The sequence below is a fragment of the Streptomyces sp. NC-S4 genome (genome assembly GCF_054353315.1).
In genome coordinates, this window is record NZ_CM135937.1 from 1,703,843 (window position 1) to 1,716,118 (window position 12,276).

At 74.1% G+C, this 12,276-nt stretch carries 12 protein-coding genes; 5 read left to right on the forward strand and 7 right to left on the reverse strand.

Going from position 1 to position 12,276, the window contains the following annotated elements; all coding sequences use genetic code 11:
* Positions 1–102: 102 nt before the first annotated feature.
* Positions 103–1,806 carry a DUF885 domain-containing protein gene (locus ACXNSR_RS07100; protein WP_458641300.1) on the forward strand — a complete coding sequence of 568 codons (1,704 nt, stop codon included), beginning with the start codon at positions 103–105 and terminating at the stop codon, positions 1,804–1,806.
* 135 nt (positions 1,807–1,941) lie between these two features.
* Here ACXNSR_RS07100 and ACXNSR_RS07105 read toward each other — a convergent pair whose 3' ends face one another.
* Complete coding sequence (locus ACXNSR_RS07105) at positions 1,942–2,490, reverse strand: rhodanese-like domain-containing protein (protein ID WP_458641301.1); 549 nt, start codon at positions 2,488–2,490, stop codon at positions 1,942–1,944.
* A 94-nt stretch (positions 2,491–2,584) separates the two neighbouring features.
* Between ACXNSR_RS07105 and ACXNSR_RS07110 the strand changes: the two genes are divergently transcribed.
* Positions 2,585–3,031: an Lrp/AsnC family transcriptional regulator gene (locus ACXNSR_RS07110; protein ID WP_458641302.1), complete on the forward strand. Its 447-nt coding sequence runs from the start codon at positions 2,585–2,587 to the stop codon at positions 3,029–3,031.
* Here the strand turns inward: ACXNSR_RS07110 and ACXNSR_RS07115 are convergent.
* The 3 genes from ACXNSR_RS07115 to ACXNSR_RS07125 form a co-directional block, all read right to left on the reverse strand.
* Complete coding sequence (locus tag ACXNSR_RS07115) at positions 3,021–6,032, reverse strand: AAA family ATPase (RefSeq protein WP_458641303.1); 3,012 nt, start codon at positions 6,030–6,032, stop codon at positions 3,021–3,023. The two genes, ACXNSR_RS07110 and ACXNSR_RS07115, sit on opposite strands and share 11 nt — an antisense overlap.
* Positions 6,029–7,198 carry an exonuclease SbcCD subunit D gene (locus ACXNSR_RS07120; protein ID WP_458641304.1) on the reverse strand — a complete coding sequence of 390 codons (1,170 nt, stop codon included), beginning with the start codon at positions 7,196–7,198 and terminating at the stop codon, positions 6,029–6,031. Before ACXNSR_RS07120 ends, ACXNSR_RS07115 begins: the two co-directional genes overlap by 4 nt.
* An 85-nt stretch (positions 7,199–7,283) precedes the next feature.
* Positions 7,284–7,910: a YigZ family protein gene (locus ACXNSR_RS07125; RefSeq protein ID WP_458641305.1), complete on the reverse strand. Its 627-nt coding sequence runs from the start codon at positions 7,908–7,910 to the stop codon at positions 7,284–7,286.
* Between the two features lie 70 nt (positions 7,911–7,980).
* Here ACXNSR_RS07125 and ACXNSR_RS07130 point away from each other — a divergent pair, with 70 nt between their 5' ends.
* Positions 7,981–8,505: a hypothetical protein gene (locus tag ACXNSR_RS07130; protein WP_458641306.1), complete on the forward strand. Its 525-nt coding sequence runs from the start codon at positions 7,981–7,983 to the stop codon at positions 8,503–8,505.
* On the opposite strand, the gene ACXNSR_RS07135 is transcribed toward ACXNSR_RS07130, so the two are convergent.
* A complete protein-coding gene (locus ACXNSR_RS07135; protein ID WP_458641307.1) occupies positions 8,494–9,048 on the reverse strand; it encodes a hypothetical protein in 555 nt (184 codons plus the stop codon). The genes ACXNSR_RS07130 and ACXNSR_RS07135 overlap by 12 nt on opposite strands.
* Before the next feature lie 158 nt (positions 9,049–9,206).
* Here ACXNSR_RS07135 and ACXNSR_RS07140 point away from each other — a divergent pair, with 158 nt between their 5' ends.
* On the forward strand, positions 9,207–9,617 hold the full coding sequence (locus ACXNSR_RS07140) for a CoA-binding protein (protein WP_458643216.1): 411 nt from the start codon (positions 9,207–9,209) through the stop codon (positions 9,615–9,617).
* A 162-nt stretch (positions 9,618–9,779) separates the two neighbouring features.
* On the opposite strand, the gene ACXNSR_RS07145 is transcribed toward ACXNSR_RS07140, so the two are convergent.
* Positions 9,780–10,418 (reverse strand): helix-turn-helix domain-containing protein, encoded by a 639-nt coding sequence (locus ACXNSR_RS07145; RefSeq protein ID WP_458643217.1) that lies wholly within the window; start codon positions 10,416–10,418, stop codon positions 9,780–9,782.
* Between the two features lie 105 nt (positions 10,419–10,523).
* On the opposite strand from ACXNSR_RS07145, the gene ACXNSR_RS07150 reads away from it, so the two are divergent.
* Complete coding sequence (locus tag ACXNSR_RS07150; protein WP_458641308.1) at positions 10,524–11,390, forward strand: EamA family transporter; 867 nt, start codon at positions 10,524–10,526, stop codon at positions 11,388–11,390.
* Between the two features lie 5 nt (positions 11,391–11,395).
* Here ACXNSR_RS07150 and ACXNSR_RS07155 read toward each other — a convergent pair whose 3' ends face one another.
* Positions 11,396–12,142 carry an acyltransferase gene (locus tag ACXNSR_RS07155; RefSeq protein ID WP_458641309.1) on the reverse strand — a complete coding sequence of 249 codons (747 nt, stop codon included), beginning with the start codon at positions 12,140–12,142 and terminating at the stop codon, positions 11,396–11,398.
* Positions 12,143–12,276 lie beyond the last annotated feature (134 nt).

Consider the following 12,276-nt stretch of genomic DNA (forward strand, 5'->3'; position numbering starts at 1 on the left):
GAGGATTCTTCGTACGCACGGGCGACCCCGCTCCGGCCCGCGTCAGCAGTCCGGCGGCAATCGGTGATGACGGGAACCCGTCCCGCATACGAAGATGTCCGCATGTCAGAGACCCTCCACAACGGCAGTGCACACCGGCTGCCCCGCCAGGTGGCCGACGCGTACGTCGACGACCTCATCGCCCTCGACCCGATCACCGGCACCTACCTCGGTGTCGCCGCGAGTTCGAGCAGGCTCCCGGACTTCTCCCCGGCGGGCCGTGCGGCCGTAGCCGACCTGATCCGCGAGACCCTCACGCGCCTCGACGCGGCCGAATCGGCTCCCGGCGCCGACAGCGACGCCGAACGCCGCTGCGCCCGGCTGCTGCGCGAGCGCCTCACCGCCGAGCTCGCCGTACTGGAGGCCGACGAGGACCTGTGCGCGGTCAGCAACATCCACAGCCCCGCGCACTCCGTCCGTGAGATCTTCTCCCTGACCCCGGCCGACACCGACGAGGACTGGGCGGCCATCGCCGAGCGCCTGCGCGCCGTGCCGGCCGCCTTCGAGGGCTACCGCGAGAGCCTCGGGCTCGGCCTGGAGCGGGGCCTGTACGGTGGCCCCCGCGCCACCACCACCATGATCGGCCAGCTCACCACCTGGGTCGGCCAGGACGGCTCCGAGGCGCCCTTCTTCGAAGGCTTCGTCGCCGCCGGCCCGGAGGCCCTGCGCGCCGAACTGGACGCCGCGGCCGCCGGCGCGACCGCCGCCGTCGTCGAACTGCGCGACTGGATGAGCTCGGTGTACGCCCCGGCCGTCGAGGGCAAGCCCGACACGGTGGGCCGCGAGCGCTACGCCCGCTGGGCCCGTTTCTTCAACGGCACCGACCTGGACCTGGAAGAGGCCTACGCCTACGGCTGGTCGGAGTACCACCGGCTGCTCGCCGAGATGAAGTCCGAGGCCGCCAAGATCCTCCCGGGCGCCGGCCCCTGGGAGGCGCTCAAGCACCTGGACCAGCACGGCACCCACATCGAGGGCGTGGACGAGGTCCAGGTCTGGCTGCAGGGCCTGATGGACGAGGCCATCGAGAACCTCGACGGCACCCACTTCGAACTCGCCGAGCGCGTCCGCAAGGTGGAGTCCCGCATCGCCCCGCCCGGCGGTCCCGCGGCCCCGTACTACACCTCCCCCTCCGAGGACTTCTCCCGCCCGGGCCGCACCTGGCTGCCCACCATGGGCCTGACCCGCTTCCCCGTGTACGACCTGGTGTCCACCTGGTACCACGAGGGCGTGCCGGGCCACCACCTGCAGCTCGCGCAGTGGACGCACGTGGCGGACCAGCTCTCCCGCTACCAGGCCACCGTCGGCATGGTCAGCGCGAACGCCGAGGGCTGGGCCCTGTACGCGGAGCGGCTGATGGACGAGCTGGGCTACCTCAAGGACGCCGAGCAGCGCCTGGGTTACCTGGACTGCCAGATGATGCGCGCGGCGCGGGTCATCGTCGACATCGGCATGCACGTGGGCCTGGAGATCCCGGCGGACTCGCCGTTCCACCCGGGCGAGAAGTGGACGGTGGACCTGGCGCAGGAGTTCTTCGGCCTGCACAGCGGCCGGCCGGCGGACTTCGTCGAGAGCGAGCTGACCCGCTACCTGTCGATGCCGGGGCAGGCGATCGGCTACAAGCTGGGCGAGCGCGCCTGGCTCCTGGGCCGCGACAACGCACGTGCCGCGCACGGCGATTCCTTCGACCTGAAGGCCTGGCACATGGCGGCGCTGTCGCAGGGTTCGCTGGGGCTGGACGATCTGGTGGACGAGCTGTCGAAGCTCTGACGGCGCCCCGGAGGTCGGGGCGCCGGCCGCCCGGTCTCCGGGTGGCGAAGGACGGACGGGCCGCTCATTCCCGGGGGGATGAGCGGCCCGTCCTCGTGCGCCCCGCACGGGCCCGCGGCCCGTGCGGGGCGCATCTCAGCAGCCGCAGTCGTCCGAGTCGGTCGGCGCGGTCAGCGGGTCGGCCTCGGCGCGCTGCCGGCCGCCCTGCCAGGTCTCGACCTCGAAGCCCTCGCGGATCCAGTACTCGATGCCGCCGAGCATCTCCTTGACCTGGAAGCCGAGTTCGGCCAGGGCGAGGGCGGAGCGGGTGCCGCCATTGCAGCCGGGGCCCCAGCAGTACGTCACCACGGGGACGCTCTTGTCGAGGAGCCGCTCGGCCTGCTCGGGTACGAGGGCGGTGGGCAGGTGGACGGCGCCGGGCACGTGGGCCTGGTCCCAGGACGGGGTGGAGCGGGAGTCGACGAGCTGGAAGCCGAGCTCCGCGCCCTGCTCGCGGTGGGCCTTGAAGGCGGCGGCGACATCCGACACGTCCGCGTGGAAGGCCAGGCTCGCGGCGAAGTACGCGGCGGCCGCGGCCGGCGGAGCCGGGGGCACCCGGAGCACGGGGTTGATGGAGGCGGGGGCCGCGGAGGCGGCGGAGGCGGCGGATCCCGGCTGGTTCGTGTGCGTCTGCGTCGTGGTCATGGCAAGAAATCTACGATCCGTTGATCACGGCCGGAAGTGAGATTCCCCGGCCTTTTCCTTGTCCGACCGGGGAATCCCCTGCTAGACCTGCATCATGACCGACTATTCCCCTGACGCCACCGACTGGCGGATCCTCGAAGCCCTCCAACGGGACGGCCGCGCCAGTTTCACCGAGCTCGCCCGCTCCGTGGCCATGTCCGCGAGCGCCGTCACCGAACGGGTCCGCCGGCTGGAGGAGACCGGCATCATCACCGGCTACACGGCGGTCGTGGACCCGGAAAGGCTCGGCAAGTCGATCCTCGCCCTGGTGCGGCTGCGCTACCCGCACGGCAACTACAAGCCCTTCCACGACTTCCTGGAGGCCACACCGGAAATCCTGGAGGCGCACCACGTCACGGGCGACGACTGCTTCGTCCTCAAGGTCGCGACCCGCTCGATGTCGCACCTGGAGGAGGTCACGGGCCGGATCGCGGGACTCGGTTCGGTGACGACCAGCGTCGTCTACTCCTCCCCGCTGCCCCGCAGGCCGCTCAGTCCGTGAGCGCCGCCGTCCGGTGGCGCACCACGGAGCCGCCGCGCTGTTTGACGATCTCCAGCTGGGCCTGGACCCGGGTCCGCAGGTCGGCGACGTGGCTGACGATGCCGACGCTGCGGTCCCGCTCGCGCAGCGAGTCCAGGACGTCGAGCACCTCGTCCAGCGCCTGGTCGTCGAGGCTGCCGAAGCCCTCGTCGATGAAGAGGGTGTCCAGGCGCATCCCGCCCGCCTCGTCGGTGACCACGTCCGCGAGGCCGAGCGCCAGGGCGAGCGAGGCGAAGAAGGTCTCGCCGCCCGACAGGGTGGCGGTGTCCCGCTCACTGCCGGTCCACGCGTCGACCACGTGCAGTCCGAGGCCGGAGCGCCCCCGTCCGCTCGCCCGCGCGTCGGAGTGGACCAGGGTGTAGCGGCCGCCGGACATGCGCAGCAGCCGTACCGTCGCGGCGGCGGCCACCTGCTCCAGGCGGGCGGCCAGTACGTAGGCCTCCAGGCGCATCTTGCGCTCGTTGTCGGCGGAGGTGCCGGCGGTGAGTCCGGCCAGCCGGGCGACCCGGTCGTAGGCCTCCCGGAGCGGGCCGAGCGCGCGCAGTTCCTGCTCTGCCTGCCGGGAGAGCCGGTCGAGCTCCGCGCAGCGCACCCGGGCCGCGTCGGCCGCCGATCCCGCCGTACGAAGCTTCGCCGCGGCCGTGGCCGCGTACGCTTCGGCCGCGTCCGGTGCGGCCGGAGGCAGGGCTGCCGCTTCGGCGGCGCCGGTCTCGCCGCGGCGGTCCGCCAGCAGGGCCTCCTCCGTCTGCCAGGCGTCCAGCCGGTGTTGGAGCGCGGTGCGCTCGTACTCGGGGAGCACCGCGTCGGCGGCGGCCTCGATGGTGTCGAAGCCGGCCTTGAACGCGGCGTCGGCGAGCTGGTCGTCGGCCTCCTTCAGCCGGGCCGCGGTGGTCTCGGCCCGGCGCAGCGAGGTGGCCGCGACGGAGACCATCCGGACCCGGTCCTCCAGGGTGCGGGCGCGGGCCGCGACGGTGGGCGCACCGTCCCGGACGAGGGCGAGTTCGGTCTCCAGCCCGGCCTGTTCGCGGTCCAGGGCCTCGCGCCGCGAGGCCCTGGCGGCAGCCCGGGTCTCCGCCCCCTGCCGGTCGGCGCTGCGCGCGGCGTGCTCCCGCTCGGCCCGGGCGAGCTGCTCCCGGGCGGCGTGCAGGCCGGCCGCCGCCGCGTGGGCGGCGGCATGGCGGGCGCTCAGATCGGCGGTCAGATCGAGGAGTTCGGCGGTGGCGGCCTCCCCGGCGGCGGCCGCGGCCTCGGCGCGGGCCTCCTGCGCGGCGGCGAGCCGGCGCTCGACGGCGGCCCGGGCCTGCTCGGCCCGTTCGAAGTGGGCGTGGGCCGCGTCCTCGGCGGCGCGGTCCACGTGGCCGGGGGCCGGGCGGGCCGGAGCGGGGTGTTCCGCGGACCCGCACACGGTGCAGGCCTCCCCGGCCACCAGTGCCTCGGCGAGCTCGGCGGCGATCCCGCGCAGACGGGCCTCCTTGAGCTCCAGCCAGCGCTCCCGGGCGGCGGCCGACTCCTCGCGCAGGGTGAGCAGTTCGCCCGCGGCGCGCGCCGCCTCGGCGTCGAGCTCGTCCCGTCGGCGGGCGGCGTTCAACTGCATGCGGGCGGGTTCCAGCCGGCCCGCGAGCTGCTCGGCCAGCGTCGCGGCCTGCTGGGCGGCGTCCGCGCGTTCCTGCAGGGCGGTCCGGGTCGCCTCCCAGCGCTCCAGCCACTCGGCGGACTCCTGGTGCTGCTCCTCGGCGGCCCGGGACTCCCGTTCCAGGTCGGCGCGTTCCCGGCCGATCTCGGCGCTGCGCTGTTCGGCCCGCTGCGCCGCGCCGAGCGCCCCGAGGGCCTCGCGCAGCCGCTGCTCGACGTCGGCCAGCTGCTCGGCTCCCGCCTCCTTCAGCGTGGGCGGCAGCTGCGCCCGGGCGGAGGTCTCGGCGTGCGCCGCGGCGAGGTGCGCTGCGGAGGCGGCGCCGCGCAGTTCCAGGGCGGGGGCCACCAGGGCGCCGCGCCGGGCCCGGTCCAGCAGGCCGCGCACCCGTTCCCGCTCGGGCCCGGCCTCGGCGAGCAGGGCGGCCCGGCGGAGCGTCTCGGCGTGCCGGCGCTGGAGCCGGTCGAGCTCCCGCGCGTCCTCGGCGGCCCGCCGGGCGGCGGCGTGCCGGCTCTCGACGGCGGCCAGGGCGTACTCGGCGACGTCGAGGCGCTCGCGGGCCGCGCACCGGGCGACGGCCGCCCAGGCCCGGACGGCCTCGGCGAGCCCGGGGTCGCCCGGCTGGTGTCCGGGCATCGGCCAGGCCCGCAGGTCGGCGCTGTCGCCGGCGGCCTGCGCGAGCCGCTGGGCGGTGTGCAGGACCTTCTCGTCGCCGGCCCGGACCTTGGCCTCGGCGGCCCGGCGGCGCTCGCCGAGCAGGGTCTCGACGGCGGCGAAACGGCGGGTGTCGAAGAGCCGGCCGAGCAGCCGGCCGCGGGCCGCCTCGTCGGCGCGCAGGAACCGGGCGAACTCCCCCTGCGGCAGCAGGACGACCTGGCAGAACTGCTCGCGGCTCATGCCGAGCAGCTGCTCGATCTCCTCGCCGATCTCCTGGTGGGAGCGGCTGAGCGGCTCCCAGCCCGCGCCGGTGTGCTCGCGCAGCCGGCTCTGGGCCTTGTCCCTGGTGGTGCCCGTGCCGCGCTTCTTGGGGCGCTCCTGCTCGGGGCGGCGGGTGAGCTCCAGGCGGCGTCCGCCCGCGGTGAGTTCGAGGGTGACCTCGGTCGGGGTGTCCGCGGCGGCGTGGTCGCTGCGCAGGCTGGTGCCGGGGGCCTGGCGGGGGCCGGGCACGGAGCCGTAGAGCGCGTAGCAGACGGCGTCGAGCACGGAGGTCTTCCCGGCGCCGGTGGGTCCGTGCAGCAGGAAGATGCCGGCGCCGGAGAGGGCGTCGAAATCGATCTCCTGGGGTTCGGCGAACGGCCCGAAGGCGGTCACGGCCAGCCGGTGCAGCCTCATCGGTGGGTCTCCCGGTGGCTGTCGTCGGCCCGTACGTCGTCGAAGGCGCCCTGGAGGACCGCCCGTTCGGCCTCGTCCGCGTGACCGCCGCCGCGTACGTGGGCGACGAAGTCCTCGGCGATCTCCTGGTCGCTGCGGCCCTTGAGCCGCTGGGCGTAGGAGGCGCCGGTCTCCTCCTGGCGGCCCTCGGGGTCGAAGGCGAGGGTGAGGGTGTGCGGGAAGCGGGCGGCGAGCCGGGCCATGGGGTCGTCGGGGCGGACCGGGTCGGTGAGGGTGGCCTCGACCCAGGCGTCCTCGTGGACCTGGTGCGCCGGATCCTGCAGCAGGTCCTCCAGCCGTCCGCGGAGCCGGGCGAGGGTGCGCGGGACCGGGGTGTCGATCCGCTCGGCTCCGGCGATCTCGCCCTGCGCGCCGAGTTCGATCAGCCACATGGTCTTGCGGTGGTCGGCCTCGGAGAAGGAGTAGGCGAGCGGGGATCCGGAGTAGCGGACCCGTTCGTGGATGGTCTGACTGCCGTGGAGGTGGCCCAGGGCGGCGTAGTCCACGCCGTCGAAGACGGAGGCGGGTACGGCCTCGACCCCGCCGACGGTGATGTCGCGTTCGCTGTCGCAGGCCTGTCCGCCGGTGACGAAGGCGTGCGCGAGGACGATCGAACGGGTGCCGGCCGGGCGGGCCGCCAGGTCGGCCCGGATCCGGTCCATGGCAGCGCCGAGGACCGCCTCGTGACTGACCTTCTCCGCACTGAACTGGTCCTTGACCAGGGCGGGCTCCAGGTACGGCAGACCGTAGAGCGCCACGTCACCGTGTACGTCGGCCAGGACGACGGGCTCGGCGCAGCCGGCCGGGTCGGTCCGCAGGTGGATCCCGGCCCGGCCGATCAGCCCGGCACCGACGCCGAGCCGGCGCGCGGAGTCGTGGTTGCCGGAGATCATCACGGTGGGCACGCCGAGGTCGGCGAGGCGGTGCAGGGCCCGGTCGTACAGTTCGACGGCGGGCAGCGGGGGCACGGCCCGGTCGTAGACGTCACCGGCGACGAGGACGGCGTCGACCTCGCGCTCGCGCACGGTCTCGACGAGGTGGTCGATGAAGACCGCCTGGGCGCCGAGCAGGTTGACCCGGTGGAAGGCCCGGCCGAGGTGCCAGTCGGAGGTGTGCAGGAACTTCACTCGCCGGCCCCGCCGCGCATGCCGTCTCCCCCTGGTCGTCTCCCGCTCGCTGAACCCCTCTACGCTAACCCGTCCCCGGGGGCGCTCAGGGCGCGTACGTCTCTCCGCCGAGGGTGAGACCGGCGCTGCCCGCGGTGGTGTCGGCGAGCCAGGCCTCGAAGGCGGGCAGGTCCGCCTCCGGAAGGGCCACCTCGATCTCCACCTCGGCCCCGTAGCGCAGGTCCACCACGGTCCGGCCGGTGGAGCGCAGATCGTTCTGGGTCTTGCCGGCGCGCTGGTGGTCGACGGTGACGGTGGCCAGCCGGTAGCGGCGCCTCGTGACGGTGCCGAGCTCGTCGAGGGCCTCGCCGACGACGCCGCCGTAGGCCCTGATCAGGCCGCCCGCGCCGAGCTTCACGCCGCCGTAGTAGCGGGTGACGACGGCGACCGCGTAGCGGATGTCGCGGCGCATCAGCATCTGCAGCATGGGCACCCCGGCGGTGCCGCCGGGCTCGCCGTCGTCGCTGGCCTTCTGGACGGACGCGTCGGCGCCGACGATGTAGGCGAAGCAGTTGTGCGTGGCGGTGGGGTGCTCCTTGCGGATGCGTGCGACGAAGTCCTGGGCCTCCTGCTCGGTCGCGGCGGGCGCGATCGAGCACAGGAAGCGCGAGCGGTTGATCTCGGACTCGTGCACGCCCTCACGGGCCACCGTCACGTACTGGTCTGCCTTCACCTCACCACCCTAAGCGGTGCAGAACGGGCCCCCGCCCGTCCGCGGCAGGTCACGGCCTACGCTGGCCGCCATGGAGCCACGGGGGTGGAAGTACCGGTACGTGGGACCGGTCGGGCTGAGGGCGCTGGTCCGGCCGGAGAGCGTGGGCCGGAGCATCCGCTCGGCCGCGGAGTTCGAGGACTGGGCGTCGGGCCCGGCGGCGGCCGAGCTGTCCGAGCCCGTCACGTTCGTCGTGGACGGCGGCGGTGTGCTGAGGCTCGCGCCGCGGCGCAGCGAGCACGTGGTCTGCGCCGGCGGCGGCACGGTGCTGAGCGCCGGGGAGATCGCCTTCGGGCGGGATTGCGGGCGGTGGGTGGTCCGTACGGTGAGCAACCAGTCGACCGGATACTGCCCCGACGCCTGCTCGTGGCCGGCCGTCGCGCGGGCACTGGACGCGGCGGGGATCGGGCACCCGTCCGGCTTCACCCACGAGGTGGTCTTCCGGCGCTGCCCGGCCTGCGCGCAGCTGAACATCGTCCGGGACGAGTACTTCGTCTGCGTCTTCTGCGACGCGTCCCTGCCGTCGGCCTGGAACGTGGACCCGTCAGCGGGGTAGGCGGCCGAGCACGGCGCGGAGCCGCTCGCGCCCCGACGCGACGCTCGCCTCCCACAGGCCCGCGGCGTCACCGCTCAGCGAGCGGGCCTGCAGCGCTTCCTCCTCGGCCCGGAAGACGGCGCCACCGGCCGGGCCCCGGTCCAGCAGACCCATCGCGGTGAGCGCGCCATGACCGCAGGACAGCGCGTGGCCGACGTCCGCCGAGGCGTTGGCCAGCAGCGCGTACCGCAGGACGAGGACACCGAAGAAGGCATAGGTCCCGGCGACGTCGGTGATGCCCTCCTCGTTCGGCAGCAGTTCCGGGAAGCGCTCGAGCGCGCGCACGCGCTCGGCGGCGTCGGACAGGGGCCGGTCCGCGTACCAGAGGCGGCGCAGGGACTCCACGCAGAGGTCCACGTCGGCCTCGCGGTCCGGGACGCCCGCCCGCATGCCGATGAACAGGGGCACCGCGCGTTCGGCGCAGGCGGCCGCGTACAGGCGGACCGCCCCGGCGTCACCCGTGTGCAGGGCCGCCACGACGGAGGCCTCCACCAGCGTGTCCACGTCCCACTCCTCGCACCGTTCGAACGGAGCGACAGACTACAGAGCGGCTCCGGGAGCGGCGCCGGGGAATCGCGCCCGGGAGATTTCGGTTGATGCGGCTGAGCGCCGGGCCGACACGACGGGCCGGCGGGCACACGGAGCACCAGGAGGCGGCACACGTGTACGGCGATCCGGCAACCATCCGCAAGATCCTCACCGAACTCGGCGACACCTGGGCCGTGGTGGGGCTCTCGAACAACCAGGACCGCGCGGCCTACGGGGTGGCCCGCGTGCTGCAGCGGTTCGGCAAGCGCGTGATCCCGGTGCACCCCAAGGCCGAGACCGTGCACGGCGAGCCCGGCTACGCCTCGCTGGCGGACATCCCGTTCAAGGTGGACGTGGTGGACGTCTTCGTGAACAGCGAGCTGGCCGGGCCGGTGGCCGACCAGGCCGTCGCCGTCGGCGCCGAGGCCGTCTGGTTCCAGCTCGGAGTGATCGACGAGGCCGCGTACGCCCGCACCCGCGAGACGGGGCTGGCGATGGTCATGGACCGCTGCCCCGCGATCGAGATCCCGGCGCTCCGGGCCTAAGCCGTCTCTTTCGGATCTTGCCCGGGCCCGCGCTGCCCGGCACCGCACCTCGCCGCGTTGTCGGGACCTCACAAGTACGTCCAGTACACGAGAGCCCCTCCGCCTTGCGAGGCACGGCACCGGACAACGCGGGCTCGGCCGACAAGATCCGAAAGAGACGGACTAGTCGGCGGACGCGCCGGTGCCGGTGCCCCCGTGCGCGTGCGCGGGGGCATGTGCGGGTACCTGGGCCGAGACCGGCGGGACCGACACGGCGAGGGTCATCTCCATCGGTACGGAGCCGTCGTTGCGGTAGGAGTGCGTGAGGTTCGCCTCGAAGGCGGCCGCGGCCCCGGCCGGGACGCGGAACTCCTCCTCGCCGACCACCAGCGTCAGTTCCCCGGCCGTGACGTGCAGCATCTCGATGGTCCCGGCCGGGTGCGCGACGGAGTCCGTCCCCTCGCCCGGCACCAGGTGCCACGTCCACAGCTCCATCGGCCCGCGTTCGTCGGTGCCGACCAGCATCGTCGTCGAGCTGCCCGCCTCGCTGGACCAGATCCGCACCGCCTGGTCCGGCTGGACGATGCGGACCTGCGGGCCCCGGTCGTGGTCGAGGAGCGCGGAGATGCTGACGCCCAGCGCGTCGGCCAGCCTGACGGTGGTGCCCACGCTGGGGTTCGTACGGGCCTGCTCGATCTGGATGATCATCCCGCGGCTCACTCCCGCGCGGGCCGCCAGGGAGTCCAGGGTGAATCCGCGCTCGCCGCGCCACCGCTTGAGGTTCCGGGCGAGCGCCTGGGTGAGCTGTTCGAGGTCCGACACCATTCCGTCCAATATTTTGGATGACACAGTCCAACAGAGTGCACTAACGTGTTCTGTATTCGATGCTGCACTCCAGCGTTCACCGCACTGTACTGCGAGGCCTGCATGACCGCCCTCTTCGCCCTGGCCACAGCCGTGCTGTGGGGGCTCGCCGACTTCGGCGGCGGGCTCCTGACCCGCCGGATCCCGGCGCTCACGGTGGTCGTCGTCTCGCAGATCGTCGCCGTGGTCGTGCTCGGCGCGGTGGTCCTCGGCACCGGCGCCTGGCGGGAGGCCGGCCCACAGCTGTGGTTCGCGGTCGGCGCGGGCCTCGTCGGGCCGGTCGCCATGCTCGCGTTCTACAAGGCACTGGCCCTCGGCCCGATGGGCGTCGTCTCGCCGCTGGGCTCCCTCGGCGTGGTCGTGCCCGTCACCGCCGGGCTGATAGCGGGCGAGCGGCCCGGCCTCGGGCAGGTCGCGGGGATCGCGGTGGCGGTCGTCGGCATCGTCCTCGCGGGCGGCCCGGAGCTGCGCGGCGCGCCCGTCCAGCGGCGGGCCGTCGTCCTCACCCTGGTCGCGGCCTTCGGCTTCGGCGCGGTGATGGCGCTGATCGCGGAGGCGTCCAGCACCGTCACCGGACTGTTCCTCGCGCTGTTCGTGCAGCGGGTCACCAATGTCGCCGTGGGTGGCGCCGCCCTCTGGGCCCAGACCCGGCGCGGCATACCCGCCCTCCCGGCCGGCGCCGACCCGAAGCTCCTGTGGGGGCTGCTGCCCGCCCTGGCCTTCGTCGGCCTCGCGGACGTCGCGGCGAACGGCACGTACTCCATAGCCGCCCAGAACGGCCCCGTCACGATGGCGGCCGTCCTGTCCTCGCTCTACCCGGTGATCACCGCACTGGCCGCCTTCGCCGTGCTCAAGGAACGACTGCGCGCGGTCCAGGCGGCGGGCGCCGGCCTCGCCCTCGCCGGAACGGTTCTCCTGGCCGCGGGCTGAACGGCCTAGGAGTGCTCGGCCTCCGCGAGCTCGGCCAGACCCCGCAGCTGCTCCGGGGTCATCCCCTCCGGGATCGGCACCGGCGTGGGCGTGCGCAGCGGCGGCTGCCAGCCCGTCTCCGGCTCCCAGCGCCGTACGATGCGCGCCGGCGCCCCCGCCACCACGGCGTGGTCCGGCACCTCTCCCCGTACGACGGAGCCCGCCGCCACCACCACGTTGCGGCCGAGGCGCGCACCCGGCAGGATCACCGCGCCGGTGCCGAGCCAGCACCCCGGGCCGATCTCCACGGGCGCGTTGCGCGGCCACTGCCGGCCGACGGGCTCGTGGGGGTCGTCGTAGCTGTGGTTGGTGGACGTGATGTAGACGCCGGGGCCGCAGAAGGTGTTCGAACCGATGGTGATCCGGGCGTCGGCGATGACATGGCTGTTCCGGCCTATGACCACGCCGTCGCCGAGCACCAGCATCGGCTCGGAGCCCAGGTCGAGGTCCGGCATCATCCCGGCGGTGAGGGTGACCTGCTCGCCGATGATGCAGTGCCCGCCGAGCCGGATCCACCGCTCGCCGAAGACGGTGCCCTGCGGGAAGGCGAGCCGGGTACCGTCCCCGATCGCACCGAACCTGAGCCGCCCCGGGGTCTGCGCGGTGACCGCGCCGGCCTGCTGCATCCAGCGCCAGCCGGTGTGGACCACGCGGCTCGCCAGCCGGCGGCGCGCGGCCGTCAGAGATGAGAACGTGTTCTGTTTCTTCGGCACCCGGCCACGGTAGTGCGCCGGACCCCGCCCGCCCCGGCCACACTCCTGTGATCTTCACCCCATCGCCGGTGCGGTGCACGCGTGGCCTACGGTGCCGTTAGCGCGGCAACCGGACGACAGACGGCAGAGGAAGA

What these genes read in the sequence shown, in the direction of transcription:
- ACXNSR_RS07100 (WP_458641300.1), top strand. Translation starts at nt 103, where the DNA reads ATGTCAGAGACCCTCCACAACGGCAGTGCACACCGGCTGCCCCGCCAG.
- ACXNSR_RS07105 (WP_458641301.1), bottom strand. Translation starts at nt 2,490, where the DNA reads ATGACCACGACGCAGACGCACACGAACCAGCCGGGATCCGCCGCCTCC.
- ACXNSR_RS07110 (WP_458641302.1), top strand. Translation starts at nt 2,585, where the DNA reads ATGACCGACTATTCCCCTGACGCCACCGACTGGCGGATCCTCGAAGCC.
- ACXNSR_RS07115 (WP_458641303.1), bottom strand. Translation starts at nt 6,032, where the DNA reads ATGAGGCTGCACCGGCTGGCCGTGACCGCCTTCGGGCCGTTCGCCGAA.
- ACXNSR_RS07130 (WP_458641306.1), top strand. Translation starts at nt 7,981, where the DNA reads ATGGAGCCACGGGGGTGGAAGTACCGGTACGTGGGACCGGTCGGGCTG.
- ACXNSR_RS07150 (WP_458641308.1), top strand. Translation starts at nt 10,524, where the DNA reads ATGACCGCCCTCTTCGCCCTGGCCACAGCCGTGCTGTGGGGGCTCGCC.